General features: G+C 60.5%; 12 protein-coding genes. 6 read left to right on the plus strand and 6 right to left on the minus strand.

What is annotated here, in order from left to right; translation table 11 throughout:
• Positions 1-19: 19 nt before the first annotated feature.
• Positions 20-2893: a putative bifunctional diguanylate cyclase/phosphodiesterase gene (locus QZH45_RS00725; protein ID WP_024777834.1), complete on the minus strand. Its 2874-nt coding sequence runs from the start codon at positions 2891-2893 to the stop codon at positions 20-22.
• Between the two features lie 253 nt (positions 2894-3146).
• On the opposite strand from QZH45_RS00725, the gene uvrD reads away from it, so the two are divergent.
• From uvrD to QZH45_RS00740, 3 genes are all read left to right on the plus strand, one after another.
• On the plus strand, positions 3147-5330 hold the full coding sequence (uvrD, locus tag QZH45_RS00730) for a DNA helicase II (protein WP_024777833.1): 2184 nt from the start codon (positions 3147-3149) through the stop codon (positions 5328-5330).
• Positions 5331-5650: 320 nt separating this feature from the next.
• A complete protein-coding gene (locus QZH45_RS00735; RefSeq protein WP_024777832.1) occupies positions 5651-6523 on the plus strand; it encodes a Tim44 domain-containing protein in 873 nt (290 codons plus the stop codon).
• 140 nt (positions 6524-6663) lie between these two features.
• Positions 6664-7071, plus strand: coding sequence for an SMI1/KNR4 family protein (locus QZH45_RS00740; RefSeq protein WP_003187120.1), 408 nt, complete (start codon positions 6664-6666; stop codon positions 7069-7071).
• Between the two features lie 13 nt (positions 7072-7084).
• Here the strand turns inward: QZH45_RS00740 and QZH45_RS00745 are convergent, their stop codons facing one another.
• Positions 7085-8848, minus strand: coding sequence for a cation:proton antiporter (locus QZH45_RS00745; protein WP_024777831.1), 1764 nt, complete (start codon positions 8846-8848; stop codon positions 7085-7087).
• Positions 8849-9127: 279 nt separating this feature from the next.
• Here QZH45_RS00745 and QZH45_RS00750 point away from each other — a divergent pair, with 279 nt between their 5' ends.
• Entirely contained in the window at positions 9128-9613 is a 486-nt protein-coding gene (locus QZH45_RS00750; protein WP_003187124.1) for an acyl-CoA thioesterase, read from the plus strand.
• A 115-nt stretch (positions 9614-9728) separates the two neighbouring features.
• Here the strand turns inward: QZH45_RS00750 and pdxY are convergent, their stop codons facing one another.
• Entirely contained in the window at positions 9729-10601 is an 873-nt protein-coding gene (gene pdxY, locus QZH45_RS00755; protein ID WP_024777830.1) for a pyridoxal kinase PdxY, read from the minus strand.
• Positions 10602-10721: 120 nt separating this feature from the next.
• Here pdxY and QZH45_RS00760 point away from each other — a divergent pair, with 120 nt between their 5' ends.
• Positions 10722-11144 carry a DUF3301 domain-containing protein gene (locus tag QZH45_RS00760; RefSeq protein WP_024777829.1) on the plus strand — a complete coding sequence of 141 codons (423 nt, stop codon included), beginning with the start codon at positions 10722-10724 and terminating at the stop codon, positions 11142-11144.
• A 12-nt stretch (positions 11145-11156) separates the two neighbouring features.
• Here QZH45_RS00760 and QZH45_RS00765 read toward each other — a convergent pair whose 3' ends face one another.
• A complete protein-coding gene (locus tag QZH45_RS00765) occupies positions 11157-12122 on the minus strand; it encodes a CobW family GTP-binding protein (RefSeq protein WP_024777828.1) in 966 nt (321 codons plus the stop codon).
• A gap of 28 nt (positions 12123-12150) precedes the next feature.
• On the opposite strand from QZH45_RS00765, the gene QZH45_RS00770 reads away from it, so the two are divergent.
• The gene (locus QZH45_RS00770) at positions 12151-12504 is read left to right on the plus strand and encodes a hypothetical protein (protein WP_024777827.1); all 354 of its coding nucleotides are present in this window, start codon (positions 12151-12153) and stop codon (positions 12502-12504) included.
• On the opposite strand, the gene QZH45_RS00775 is transcribed toward QZH45_RS00770, so the two are convergent.
• Both QZH45_RS00775 and zigA read right to left on the minus strand, forming a co-directional pair.
• Entirely contained in the window at positions 12501-13151 is a 651-nt protein-coding gene (locus tag QZH45_RS00775) for a DUF1826 domain-containing protein (RefSeq protein WP_024777826.1), read from the minus strand. The two genes, QZH45_RS00770 and QZH45_RS00775, sit on opposite strands and share 4 nt — an antisense overlap.
• The gene (gene zigA / locus QZH45_RS00780; RefSeq protein ID WP_024777825.1) at positions 13151-14359 is read right to left on the minus strand and encodes a zinc metallochaperone GTPase ZigA; all 1209 of its coding nucleotides are present in this window, start codon (positions 14357-14359) and stop codon (positions 13151-13153) included. Before zigA ends, QZH45_RS00775 begins: the two co-directional genes overlap by 1 nt.
• Positions 14360-14504 lie beyond the last annotated feature (145 nt).

Raw genomic sequence — 14504 nt, forward strand, 5'->3', positions numbered from 1 at the left:
GCCATGTAGCAGTCCGGCGCTATAAACAGTCCTCATTAGCCTGTAACAAGGCGGCCAGACCCTCGGCCTCCACGGGGCGGCTGATGAGGTAGCCCTGGACTTCGTCGCAATGCTCGGTTTTCAGGAATTCGAGTTGCCCCTGCCGCTCAACGCCCTCGGCCACCACCTTGAGCGATAGTCCATGGGCCATGGCAATGATCGCCCGGGTGATCGCTGCGTCCTCGCCGCCCTCCTCCAGCCCACGAATGAACGCCTGGTCGATCTTCACGTAATCCACCGGAATACGCTTGAGGTAACTCAGGGACGAATAACCGGTGCCGAAGTCGTCGATCGCCAGCTTGACCCCAAGGTCGCGCAACTGTTGGAAGGTGGCGATGATGTGCTCGACGCTGTCGAGCAACTGGCTCTCGGTAAGCTCCAGTTCCAGGTATTCGGGAGCCAGGCCGGTTTCTTCCAGCACTTGGCGCACGAGGCTGACAAGCTTGCCCTGGCGCAACTGATGGACCGACAGATTCACGGACACCCGGATCGGTGCAAGCCCCTGGCGCTGCCATTCGCACGCCTGCCAACAGGCCTGGCGCAGCACGAACTCGCCAATGGGCCCTATCAGTCCTGTCTCCTCGGCGAGGCCGATGAAATGCCCCGGCGGTACCCGACCCATCGCCGGATGGTCCCAGCGCACCAGCGCTTCCGCCGCGTTCAGACGACCGCTCGCCAGACACAACTTGGGCTGATAGAAGACCTTCAGCTGGTGCTCTTCCAGGGCCTTGCGCAGCTGGTTCTCCATTTGCAGACGCTCCAGCGTACTGGCCTGGAGGCTGTCGGTGTAGAACTGGAAGTTATTGCCCCCCAGGTGCTTGGCATGTTGCATGGCCATGTTCGCCTGGCTGACCAGGGTGGAAACTTCCCGTGCGTTGTCAGGCAGCAGACTGATACCGATGGATGCGCTGACCACCAACTCGTGACCTTCAATGGTCTGCGGCAAACGCAACTTGGCGGACAAACGGGTTGCCATGCGCGCCAGGCTTGAAAGATTGCCATAGGCATCGAACAGCACCGCGAACTCATCGCCGGATAACCGGGCGATGGTGTTGGCTTCCGGCAGAGCATTGATCAGGCGCCGGGCCATCTTCTGCAACAACTGGTCGGCAATGTCATGGCCGAGGCTGTCATTGAGCAGTTTGAAGCGGTCCAGGTCGATGTGCAGCAAGGCCAGGCTGCGGCGCCCGCCCTGGCGCACCCGCTGCTGCGCTTCCTGCAGGCGTTCGCGAAACAGCGAGCGATTCGCCAGTCCGGTCAGCTCATCGTAATGGGTGAGGTAGCGCATCCGCTCTTCGGACTCGCGCCTGGCCGATAGATCGGCGAAAAAGCCTACAATATGACTGACGTTTCCTCGAGAATCCCTCACGATGCTCAATTGCAGCCACTGCGGATACAACTCGCCACTGGCCCGCGCCTCCACCAGCTCACCCTGCCAGGTACCTTGCTGCCTGAGTGCCTGGCGAATAACCGGATAGTGCCGGCGCGCATCGCGGCTGCACGGCAGATCGACGACGTTGCGCCCCAGCATGTCCGCGATGTTGAAACCGGTAATCCGGGTGAATGCCTGGTTGGCGGCGAGCAGCGCATAGTGAGGATCGAAGATCACGATGCCTTCGCTGGCGGCCTCAAATACCGTAGCCGCCAGTTGCCGCTGCTGTTCCAGCTCTTTACTGACACTGATGTTTCTTCGGGTGCCAACCATGCGCAGGACCCGGCCGCTGGCGCTGCGCTCCACGGCCCGACCTCGATCTTCGAGCCAGACCCAGTGGCCATCACCGTGACGGATGCGATATTCGATCTGGTAGTCCTCGCTACGGCCCTTGAGGTGTTCAACCAGGGCGCGCTTGAGCGCCGGCAGATCTTGAGGGTGCAGGCGTGGCGTGAGATGGCTGAGCATTGCCGTGATGTATTCCGGCTCCAGGCCCAGCAGTTCCTTGAGCTGGGTGTGATGGACTTCATCGGTCTGCAGGTTCCAGTCCCATAATCCCAACTCACTGGCCTTGAGGGCCAGGGCCAGACGCGCCTCGCTCTTGCTCAAGGCTTGACTGGCCACCTGCAGTTCAAGGCTGCGCTGTGCGACCCGCGCCTCGAGACTCACTTGGGCCGCACGCAGTTGTTCCTCGGCGAGACGACGCTGCTCAACCTCCCGTCCCAGGGCCCCGTTAAGTTCAGCACTACGGATTTGCGTCTGTTGCAGATGCTCGATCAGCGCCTGATTCTGGAACCGTCGCAGCATGCCGCTTTGCATCAGTCGATTGACCTGCCAGGCCACCACGCTCAGGGACACCAGCACCACCAGGCCGAGCCAACCCCATCCGCGCTGTTGTTCGTCACCGCCCCAGAAGAGGAAGCCGATGGCCGGCAACAGGCAGGGCAAGGTGAAGGACAAAAAGGCCGGGAGGCTCACGGCATAGGCAACACTGGCTGACAGGGTGGCCGCGCCGATCAGACCGAACACCCAGGCCTGTTGCTGGAAGCTGTCGGCCGGGACCAGGGCGATGCCGGCCCCGGCCAGCGTCAAGCCAGTCATCGCCGAACCGAGCAGGAACATGCGCAACCAGATCGGGTGCGCCTGGCGGCTGGGGATCGCCGAATCGAAGGCCGCGACCTGTATCACCCGTAGCGCCACCAGCGACAACAGCCAGACCAGCCATACGCTGACCAGGAAATAGCGTGACGGCTCCCACAACAGGGCTGCGCAGACCAGGCCGTTGACCAGCATGAACAACGTGGGCAGCAGCGAGCCCTGGTACAGCAACCGTGTACGCTCTACAGCCATCTCCGTGGCGTACTGCTTGCAGATGACCCGCGGTTCCACACAGGGGCCCGCCAGATCGGAATTGAGGGTCATAGGCACTGTTCTTGTTCTTGGGGGCACGGAGAACCCGAAACGAGCACCGAGCATACACAAGCCAGAGGCCATCACACACTGCTCCCCCTCACAAAAATGTCTAAAAATGTCGCCATTTCATTGGACGACAGCCCCTTCAAGCGTGTTTTGCCGCCGCTTGCACCCATGACTGACCGGTCATCCCAATCGGTCTTTTATCGGCTGAGATAAAGCTTGGTTTGCCCGGGGTGCCGCCGCACCCTAGAATGCGCCGATGCGCGATGATCTCTCCCTTCTGCTGAACTCCCTCAACGATGCCCAACGCCAGGCCGTAGCCGCCTCCGTGGGTCGACAGTTGGTCCTGGCCGGTGCCGGTTCCGGTAAAACCCGGGTGCTGGTGCACCGTATCGCCTGGTTGATCCAGGTCGAGAACGCCTCGCCCCATTCGATCCTGTCGGTGACCTTCACCAACAAGGCCGCTGCCGAGATGCGCCACCGCATCGAACAGTTGATGGGTATCAACCCGGCCGGTATGTGGGTCGGTACGTTCCACGGCCTGGCGCACCGCCTGTTGCGCGCCCATTGGCAGGAGGCCGGCCTGAGCCAGACCTTCCAGATCCTGGACAGCGACGACCAGCAGCGACTGGTCAAGCGGGTGATCCGCGAGCTGGGGCTGGACGAGCAGCGCTGGCCCGCCCGCCAGGCCCAATGGTTCATCAATGGCCAGAAGGATGAAGGTCTGCGCCCACAACACATCCAGGCCAGCGGTGACCTGTTCCTGGCGACCATGCGCAGCATCTACGAAGCCTACGAGGCCGCGTGCCAGCGCGCCGGGGTCATCGATTTTTCCGAACTGCTGCTGCGGGCACTGGATCTTTGGCGTGATCATCCGGGGCTGCTTGAGCACTACCAGAAGCGCTTCCGGCATGTACTGGTGGACGAGTTCCAGGATACAAACGCCGTTCAATACGCCTGGTTGCGCCTGCTGGCCAAAGGCGGCGACAGCCTGATGGTGGTGGGTGACGACGATCAGTCGATCTATGGCTGGCGCGGCGCCAAAATCGAGAACATTCATCAGTACTCGGCGGATTTTCCTGACGCCGAGGTTATCCGCCTGGAACAGAATTACCGCTCCACCGCGGGTATCCTCAAGGCCGCCAACGCCCTGATCGCCAACAACACCGGGCGTCTGGGCAAGGAGCTGTGGACTGATGGCGGCGAAGGCGAAGCCATCAATCTCTATGCAGCCTTCAACGAACACGATGAAGCCCGCTACGTAGTGGAAACCATCGAGAGCGCGCTGAAAACCGGCCTGGCCCGCAGCGACATCGCCATCCTGTATCGCTCCAACGCCCAGTCGCGAGTATTGGAAGAAGCGCTCTTGCGCGAGCGGATCCCGTATCGCATCTATGGCGGCCAGCGCTTCTTCGAGCGCGCCGAAATCAAGAACGCCATGGCCTACCTGCGCCTGCTCGAAGGTCGCGGCAACGACGCAGCCCTGGAGCGGGTGATCAACGTACCGACCCGGGGCATCGGCGAGAAAACCGTCGAAGCTATCCGCGATCATGCGCGTCACAGCCATGTGTCCATGTGGGAATCCATGCGTCTTCTGGTGACCAATAAGGGCGTGACCGGTCGTGCCGCGGGCGCTCTGAAGGCTTTCATGGACCTCATCGAGGACCTGGCCGCCAAATGCGCAGAAATGCCGCTGCACTTGATGACCCAGACCGTCATCGAGCAGTCCGGCCTGATTGCCTATCACGAAGCGGAGAAAGGCGAGAAAGGCCAGGCCCGGGTAGAAAACCTCGAGGAACTGGTCAGCGCCGCCCGCAACTTCGAGAACACCGAAGAAGACGCGGACCTGTCGCCCCTGGCGGCCTTCCTCGGCCACGCCTCCCTGGAGGCCGGCGATACCCAGGCCGAGGAGCACGAAGACAGCATCCAGTTGATGACCCTTCACAGCGCCAAGGGCCTGGAGTTCCCCTACGTGTTTCTGGTGGGCATGGAAGAAGGCCTGTTCCCCCACAAGATGAGCCTGGAAGAACCGGGGCGCCTGGAAGAGGAGCGCCGCCTGGCCTATGTCGGCATAACCCGTGCAATGCAGAATCTGGTGCTGACCTACGCCGAAACCCGACGTTTGTACGGCAGCGAAACCTACAACAAGGTGTCACGTTTCGTACGTGAAGTACCGAAAGGCCTGATCCAGGAAGTGCGCCTGTCCAACAGTGTCAGTCGTCCGTTCGGTGGCAGCCAGCAAAATGGCACCAGCAGCCTTTTCGGCGGCAGCGACATCCCGGAGACCGGCTTCAGTCTCGGCCAGACCGTTCGGCACTCGGTGTTCGGCGATGGCGTGATCCTCAATTTCGAAGGCGCCGGCGCCCAGGCCCGGGTGCAGGTGAATTTCAGCGAAGGCAGTAAATGGCTGATGCTGGGATACGCCAAGCTCGAGGCGATTTAGGCTCTGTACGAAAAGCCTAGAAGGATTGCTCGAAACGTTGTGTGGGAGCGAGCTTGCTCGCGATGGCGGTGAATCAGACAACATCGATGTTGACTGACACCCTACCATCGCGAGCAGGCTCGCTCCCACAGAGAGTCCCCTTCTCCATTCCGATAGAACTTGTCCACCTTTCCTACAGCCCAAAGCGAACAGGCCCTCTTGCGAAGCTGAAGCTGAACCTAAGCTGTCACGCAAAAGCCCGAAACACTCTGTCGCTAGCCAGCAACAGTTCACCTGTGCAACATGGCGCGCGTGCTACTCACAAATGGGAATGCCTTTATATGAAACGTTTTCTGAGCATCGCCATGGCGCTGTGCATTGGCCTGACGATGGCCATCGACGCCAATGCCGCCAAGCGCTTTGGCGGGGGTAAAAGTGCGGGCGCGGCCCCGACTCACCAGACCAGTCAGATGGCGCCGTCCTCCGCAGCCGGTCCGACTGCCGCCACCGCAGGCGCGGCCGGTGCCGCGGGAGCCGCCACCAGGGCCGGCGGTGCTTCACGCTGGCTCGGCCCCCTGGCCGGTATCGCCGCCGGCGGCCTGCTTGCCTCCATGTTCATGGGTGGCGGCTTCCAGGGCATGCAGATCTTCGACATCCTGATCCTGGGGGTCATTGCCTTCCTGGTTTTCCGCTTCATTGCCGCCCGTCGTCGCAAGCAGCAGGAGCAATACGCTCCGGCCGGTCATGCGCCTATGCAACGTGAAACATTCAACCAGCAACCTGCCGGCGGCTCGATTTTCGGCGGTTCGGCACCCGTGGCCGCCCGTCCGGTGATCAATGCCCCCGCCTGGTTCAATGAAACGAACTTCGTCGAGGCCGCGCGCACCCACTTCCACTCCCTGCAGCAGCATTGGGACGCGAACGAAATGGACAAGATCGCCGAGTTCGTGACCCCGCAACTGCTGGAGTTCCTCAAGCGCGAGCGTGCCGACCTGGGTGATGGCTATCAATCCACCTACATCGACAACCTTCAGGTGCAGTTGGACGGTGTTGATGATCGTACCGACAAGACCATCGCCACCCTGACCTTCAGCGGTGTGTCGAAGGACTCCCGCTTCGACCAGGGCGAAGCGTTCAGCGAAAGCTGGAACATGGAGCGTGCCCATGGCGAAAACCAGCCTTGGCTGGTGGCAGGTATTCGCCAGAACGGTTGAACCTTTACGCGTTTCGCGTGTTGAAATAAGAGAACCCCGGCTCAAGCCGGGGTTTTCTATTTCGCGGTTGCATCTATGGCGCGCTACTGTATAAACCGCCTCATGTAAAACCGCGCCATCGAGAAAGAGGACACCCGGACGTGGAAGAAATCATCGAACAATTGCGTGAAGCCAACGAACCGGTACCGGTTCCACTGGAGTTGCCCGACGAAGACTTGCTGGTAGAGATCGAAGAGCAACTGTTCATCGACATCCCGTTCGTCTTCAGGGAGTTTTTGCTGACCGTCAGCGATGTTGTCTACGGCAGCCTGGAGCCGGTCACCGTTACCGACCCACAATCCCACACCTACCTGCCGGATGTGGCTGCCAACGCCTGGGACGCCGGCGTCGACCGCAGCCTGATTCCGATCTGCCAGGACGGCGACGATTATTATTGCGTCGAAGAGGACGGTACCGTGGTGCTCTGGCAAGCCGAAGAAGAATTGATTGCCGAAGAAACCTGGGAGTCTGTCTGGCACTGGGCACGGGACGTCTGGCTGGAAAGCTGATCAGCAGCTGGGATCAATGCCCGGACGACTCCTTGTGGTTGTCCAGGTTTTCCATCAAGGCCACCTGCATCCTTGTATGCAGGCGGACGAACCATCGCCAGAGCAATGCCGCCACGGCAGTCGCTACCACGGCAATCAACACCAGCAACTTGTTGGTCGGCAAAATACTGGCCGACAGGGCTGCCAGTAGCAGGAAAATCACCAGTAGCGAGAGGATAGGGATCACTTCGGCAATCACCCGACGCACCCGCTGGGTGTGACGACCCGCCATCTCAGCCTTCACTCCCATCTCAGCCAGCAGCATCGATAGCGCCTTGAGCTTGCGATAGGCAGCGATCAGGAAGGGCAGCGACAACAGCAGCGCCCCGCCCCAGATCAATGCTTTCTGCCAGCTCGGGTCGCTGATCCAGCCTTGCAGGTAGATCGACATTCGTTCAGCGAAATACCCGCCCGACACGAAAATCGCGATGACCAGCGCCAGGTTGATGCCCACCTGCAGCAGAATCCGCCTGATCATCGAAGCAACCAGCGCTCCTTCGCCGCTAGGCTGGATGCTGCGCAGCCATTCACCGTACATGCCCAACACCCGCGTCAGCCGTCGCGGCATGACTGCCGCCAACTTGAGGGACAACGGATCAGCTGCACGGATCAGATACGGCGTCAACAACGTGGTCAGCACCGAAACGGCGACCGCCACCGGGTAAAGGAAGTCACTGGTGACCTGCAGCGTCATCCCCAATGAGGCGATGATGAAGGAGAACTCGCCAATCTGCGAAAGCCCCATTCCGACCCGCAGAGAGGTGCGCCCATCGTTGCCAGCGATAAAGGCGCCGAGGCCGCAGGACAACATCTTGCCCAGCACCACGGCCGCCGTGATCACGGCGATCGGCCAGGCGTACTGCAGCAATATCGCCGGGTCGAGCATCAGGCCTATGGCTACAAAGAAAATCGCACTGAACAGATCACGCACCGGCTCTACCAGCCGCTCGATTTTCAGCAGTTGCCGGGACTCGGCCATGATCGCCCCGATCAGGAACGCACCGAGCACCATGCTGTATTCCAGTTTCACCACTAGCAGACAGAAACCGAAACACAGGCCCAGCACGGTGATCAGAAGCATCTCGTTGCTGTCGAACTTCGCCACATAGGCCAGCAGTCTCGGTACCAGCAGGATACCGATGACCAGCGCGACGATCATGAACAAAGACAGCTTGCCGACTGTGGAGAACACCTCGCCGGAGCTCACCGTTCCGCTGACGGCGATGCTCGATAACAAGGCAATGATGCCGATGCCCAGGATGTCTTCGACGATCAGCACGCCGAAAATCAACTGCGCGAAGCGTTCGTTCTTCATCTTCAAGTCGTTGAGCGCCTTGACGATGATCGTGGTCGAGGAAATGGCCAGGATTGCGCCCAGGAACAGCGAGTCCATGGTGTTCCAGTCGAACCAGCGGCCGATTTCATAGCCGATCCAGATCATCAGCACGATTTCGAGGAACGCCGCGATAAACGCCGTGGCGCCGACCTTGAACAGCTTGCGCAGGCTGAATTCCAGACCCAGGCAGAACATGAGGAAGATCACACCCAGCTCGGCCAGGGTCTTGATGGTGTCTTCGTCATGGATGAAACCGAACGGCGGCGTATGGGGACCGATGAGGAAACCGGCAACGATGTAGCCCAGCACCACCGGTTGCTTGAAACGATGGAAGAGCACCGTCACCAACCCTGCTGCCATCATGATGATTGCCAGATCTTGAATGAAATTGATGGCATGCATCGGTCGGGCTCCCTGATCAAAACGTCTCATCGCCAAGCTGAATGAGTCCGCCTCCTTTGTAGGAAATGCCCTTGAGGTGGGCTTTTGCAGGTTAACACCGCGACTTCCGACAAAAAGACGGTGCAATATATGGAAACAGATCCATCGACGCGTGACGGCGGGCACAGGCGCAGCGTCCCGATATCGGTGGTTTTGATAAAACCTGATGGCCTATGAGCCAGCGACCAGCGCCCGCAGAGGTGCACTCCCTGAATTGCTGCCTTGAACCGTGAGTACGTTATGGAACCCGGAAACGCCCAACTGTCGATGACGGTGTTGATGACCCCCGATATGGCCAACTTCTCTGGCAATGTCCATGGCGGCACCCTGCTCAAATACCTCGACGAAGTCGCTTACGCCTGTGCCAGCCGTTATGCGGGACGCTACGTGGTGACCCTGTCGGTGGATCAGGTGATCTTTCGCGAGCCTATTCATGTCGGCGAATTGGTGACCTTCCTGGCGTCGGTGAACTACACCGGCAACACGTCGATGGAAGTGGGCATCAAGGTCGTGACCGAAAACATTCGCGAACGCTCTGTACGCCACACCAACAGCTGCTTCTTCACCATGGTAGCGGTGGATGACCAGCGCAAACCCGCTGCGGTCCCGCCCTTGCAACCGCAGAACAGCGAAGCAAAACGCCGCTACGAGCAAGCGCAGCAACGTCGGCAGATCCGTCAGGAGCTGGAGAAGCGTTACCAGGAGATCAAGGCGGACGGGCCTTAACCATTCAGCCTGTGGGACCGAGTCGCGCCCTTCGCGAGCAGGCTCGCTCCCACAGTATCTGAACCTACTCGGTCAACGGTGGGAGCGAGCCTGCTCGCGAAGGCGCCGGTGTGAATCAAAGACTGATCGGCACCGCCTCGAACCGAACCCGCGGATGTGCGATCCGGTCCTGGGCACGGACCAGTTCCAGCTCATAGCTGGCGCACGCCTGGGTTTCCAACAGCACCTCATGCACCGCCGCAGCGGTGAATTCGCAGGCCGCCACCAGATTGTCTCCCAACAGGACCCGCGCCAGGAACAGCCCGGACGTCAGGTCGCCCACGCCAACAGGCTGGCGAGGAAAAGCCAGCAGGGGACGGCTCAAGTGCCAACTGCCATCGGCGGTCACCAGCAGCATCTCGAAGCGGTCCTCGGGCTTGCCGGGGTAGGCCAGGTGCTTGACCAGAACAGCCTTCGGCCCACGAGCCATGAGCGCGCGAGCCATGGCGAGGCAGTCGAGCAGCGACTGCGCCTTGCGCCCCGAGAAGCTGTCCAGCTCCAGTTGATTCGGGCACATGAGGTCAGCCACGGCCGCAGCCTCCTCCAACAGGAACTCACTGACCTCGGGTGCCACGATACAGCCCTTCTCCGGGTGTCCCATGACCGGATCGCACAGATACAGCGCCTTGGGGTTAGCGGCCTTGATCCGCGCCACACCCGTCAGAATCGCCCGCCCCTGCGCGGCACTGCCCAGATAGCCGGACAGCACTCCATCGCAATTGCCCAGCTCGCCAATCGCTGCGATGCCCTCGACCAATGCCGGTATCTGCTGCGGCGCAAACACTTCGCCGGCCCATTGGCCGTACTGGGTGTGATTGGAGAACTGCACGGTATTGAGCGGCCAGACATTCACGCCGACACGCTGCATGGGAAATACCGCAGCGCTGTTGCCTGCGTGACCGAATACCACATGGGACTGGATGGCAAGCAGATGAGGCGTCCGTTTCATGGGGGAGGGTTTCCGTAAAACGATTGAAATTCAAGCCGCGCAGTATGCGACTAAACACAGCCTGTACGACAGACCGGCGACACAGTTAAGCTGATAGCAACTTGTTGGAGCACTTCGTTCATGCTGACTCTTGGAAACATTTTCGTGCTGATGCTGCTGGCCACCGGTGGCGCGTGGTTATGGCACAACCATGGCTTGCGCGAACGGGCCCTGGCGAGAGTCGTGCAGCATTGCGCCAACCTCAAGATCGAGTTGCTGGACGGCAACGTAGCGTTGAAGAAGATCGGTTTCGTGAAGGATGGCAGTGGACGGCGGAGGCTGGCCCGAGTCTACAATTTCGAGTTCACCGTGACCGGTGAGTCCCGCCATACGGGTACCATCACCCAGTTCGGTGCCCACAGCGCGCAGATCGAACTCACGCCATATCCGATGCCCTTCGAAGAAACACCCGAAGCGCCGATTGAACCGGTCCAGACCAGGCCTCGGGCCGAGGTCATCGAGTTGAGCCAGTGGCGCCAGGAACACAACAAGTGGAAGCCTTGAAACAAAGCTGATTCACGGACGCCCACAGTTCGCCAGGCCGGCTTGGAGCGCTTCAACGTCCTGCGGCTCGCCGAAAATCAGTTCGAGCCGCGAGTCCTGGCGCCACTCGCTGGCTTGCCAGGTCAGCGCTCCCTTATCCAGTGCATTGGCCGACACCCAGCCATCGACGCTGTGGATAGCCAGCTTCGCCCGTCTCCAGTTTCCGTTCTGCAGCCATTCCGTCAAGGCCGTCGGATCGAAGCGCTGGCTCGGGTGCCAACGCCAGCCGATGCTCCAGCCCTCTTCCCGCTGCTGATACAGGCAGATCGGCAACGTCGGATCGCTCCAGATCGCCGGCAGTTGGCCGACATCCCTGGGCACGTTCAAGTTGTCCACAGCACCACTCCCCCGCACACCCAACCCCGGCAGCCTGTCGAGGGGCAATGCAGCCTGTTGCGTCCAGTGCTGCTCAAGAGGTGGTAGCTGGGCGGCGATGCGGGCACGGTCGGTTTCACTGAGGCCTTCGGACTTGTTCAGTACCAGCAGTCCGGCATGGGCCAGCGCTTGATGCTGCGCCTCGGGCAACGTTCTGCCCACGGCCAGCGCCCCGGCGTCCAGGACCATCACACAGGGCTGCACCGCCAGCACGCCGAGCCACGGCGGCTGTTGGAGCTGCTGCAGCAGTTGTGCAGGATGGCCCAGGCCGGACGGCTCGATAAACAGACGGTCCGGTCGCGCCTTGCGCAGCAGACGGCCGAGGCCGATCTGAAACGGAGCCCCGTTGACGCAGCACAAGCAGCCCCCAGCCACCTCCCCCAGTGCGATACCATCGGCCGCCTGAGTCAGCAAGGCCGCATCCAGGCCGATCTGGCCGAACTCGTTGATCAGCACCGCCCAGCGTTCATCGGCCGGGCGCTGGGCCAGCAGTTGTCTGATCAGGCTGGTCTTGCCGGCCCCCAAGGAACCGGCGATGACGTGGGTGGGGATGTTCTGCAACATAATCGGCGACTTTTGATGGAGGTAGATGATGCGGATAATCGGTTGGTGCTTGTTGGCGCTGATTTCGGACCAGGCACTGGCCCAAGCTTGCGTGGTTCACAGTCAAGCGGAGCGGCTCGATGTGAAAGTCTGCCAGCAAAACCGCAACATCCCGCCCAAACTGTTCGCCGACGGCTTCTGCCAACCGAACCTTGCCGGGCAAAAAGTCGACGTGCAATACGTCGATCAGTGCCCCGGCGGTGCCTTTGGCATCTGCAGCAACGCCCAAGTCGCCAATATGCCTTACCGCCAGGATATACACTATTACGGCGTAGCCACCGATACCGCTTATCTCAAGCCGTTTTGTGAAGGGAAAAGCCAGGGTATCTGGCTCAAGCCTTAGGCCAGCCAGTCCAGCGTGAGGATCAAGCGGCGTTCCCCCGGGTCCGGCTCCGGCGAGCGATGAATCAGACCGAAGCCTTCATTGCCCAGCCACTTTTCACCTTTTAGCAACGCCACTTCGCCAGTGCACAGCTGCTGGATCACCTGCCGATCACGGGGCTCGGCATCAGGTTGAGCCAGCCGTCGACGTTCCATGGCGCCCTCCTCAAGCCATTCGCTGCCAGCACCGGCGTACGTCGTGATCAGCCGCACCGGCACATGATCGACGTGAAAGCGTGGGCACATGGCCTTGTCCAGCGTCCGCAGGCGCAACCCGACCCGTTTGACGCCCAGCAGGCAGGCAAATGCGCTGACCAGCCAAGCGACATCGGCTACGAAGCCTTCATAGCCGTGCAGGTCGCTGAAACCGGCGGCAAGCCCCTTCAGTTCAGGTTGCGAGTCCTCCTCGGGCACATCGAGCACCAGTGACTCGGCCAACGGTTGATCCATTGAAAGTACCAACGCCGCAAAATCACTGATGTGCGCCGGAAGCTGACGCTGCCAGACCGCCAGGTTGGTGTCGTCTTCCAGAATCTGTGCCAGGGTCCGTGGGGTATCGCCCTGAACCTGCCGAACCTGGCGCTCCTGTTTCAGTGTGGGCGCCAGCATCAGGCCGCGACCTCGTCATGCCAGGAACCGAACGGGTCCGGCAACAAGCGCCAGCTCTCGATACCGAGGGCCAGTTCCGCATCCGTGAGCAGACATCCGTCCAGCTCTTCAGCGAGCAGGTCGAAGTCGATGTTCTGACCAATGAACACCAGCTCCTGACGGCAATCCCCAGTGCCGGGCAGCCAGTTTTTCATGATGGCAGCGGTGCTTTCCGCATCCTGGGGCCATTGATCCTTGGGCACGAACCGCCACCAGCGACCGGCAAACCCATGTCGCATCAACCCACCTGCCTGAGACCAACTGCCCGCATCTTCAGGTTTGCTCGCTAGCCAGAAGAAGCCTTTGGAGCGCAGCAGCTTGCCATTGATCCAGGGTCGTTCGATCAGGTCGAAGAAGCGCTGGGGATGGAAAGGCCCGCGCGCCCGGTAGACTGTCGAAGCAATGCCATATTCCTCGGTCTCAGGCGCGTGCTCGCCGCGCAATTCCTGCAGCCAGCCAGGCGCTTGAGCCGCACGCTCGAAATCAAAGCGACCGGTGTCGAGGATTTCTCCCAGGGGTACCTGCCCCATGACCATGGGCATAATCTTCGCGTGAGCGTTGAGACGCCTGAGGATAGCCACCAGTTCTTCCCGTTCGTGGCCGCTGATCAGATCGATCTTGCTGATCAGAATCACGTCGGCGAACTCGATCTGTTCAATCAGCAGATCCGTGATTGAACGTTCATCGTCCTCGCCCAGGGTTTCGCCCCGTGATGCCAGACTCTCGGCGGCCTGGTAATCCGGCAGGAAGTTCAGGCCGTCGACTACCGTCACCATAGTGTCGAGCCGTGCGACATCGGCCAGGCTTCGGCCCTCTTCATCGCGGAACGTGAAGGTTTCAGCCACCGGCAAGGGTTCGGAAATGCCGGTGGACTCGATCAACAGGTAATCGAAGCGTCCTTCCCTGGCGAGGTGCCCGACTTCTTCCAGCAGATCCTCACGCAGCGTGCAGCAGATGCAACCGTTGCTCATCTCCACCAGCTTTTCTTCAGCACGGTTCAGGCTGACATTTCGCTGGACTTCGCTGCCATCGATGTTGATTTCGCTCATATCGTTGACGATTACTGCGACACGTAGATTGTCACGATTTCGTAGGACGTAGTTGAGCAGCGTGCTCTTACCGGCACCGAGAAACCCGGAGAGCACAGTTACGGGAAGACGATTGGGCATCAGGTATATCCTCATCGGACGGCCGTGTTGGAAGTGTGTGTTGTGGCGCGTTTTGTCAGGCTGCAGTCTCGGTCAGGGCGGCTTACTTTATGTTATAGTATAACTATAAATGCTCGCTAGCCCGAAATTCCAACTCTTCGAGAGT

This window comes from Pseudomonas corrugata (assembly GCF_050920615.1).
Classification (GTDB): domain Bacteria; phylum Pseudomonadota; class Gammaproteobacteria; order Pseudomonadales; family Pseudomonadaceae; genus Aquipseudomonas; species Aquipseudomonas corrugata.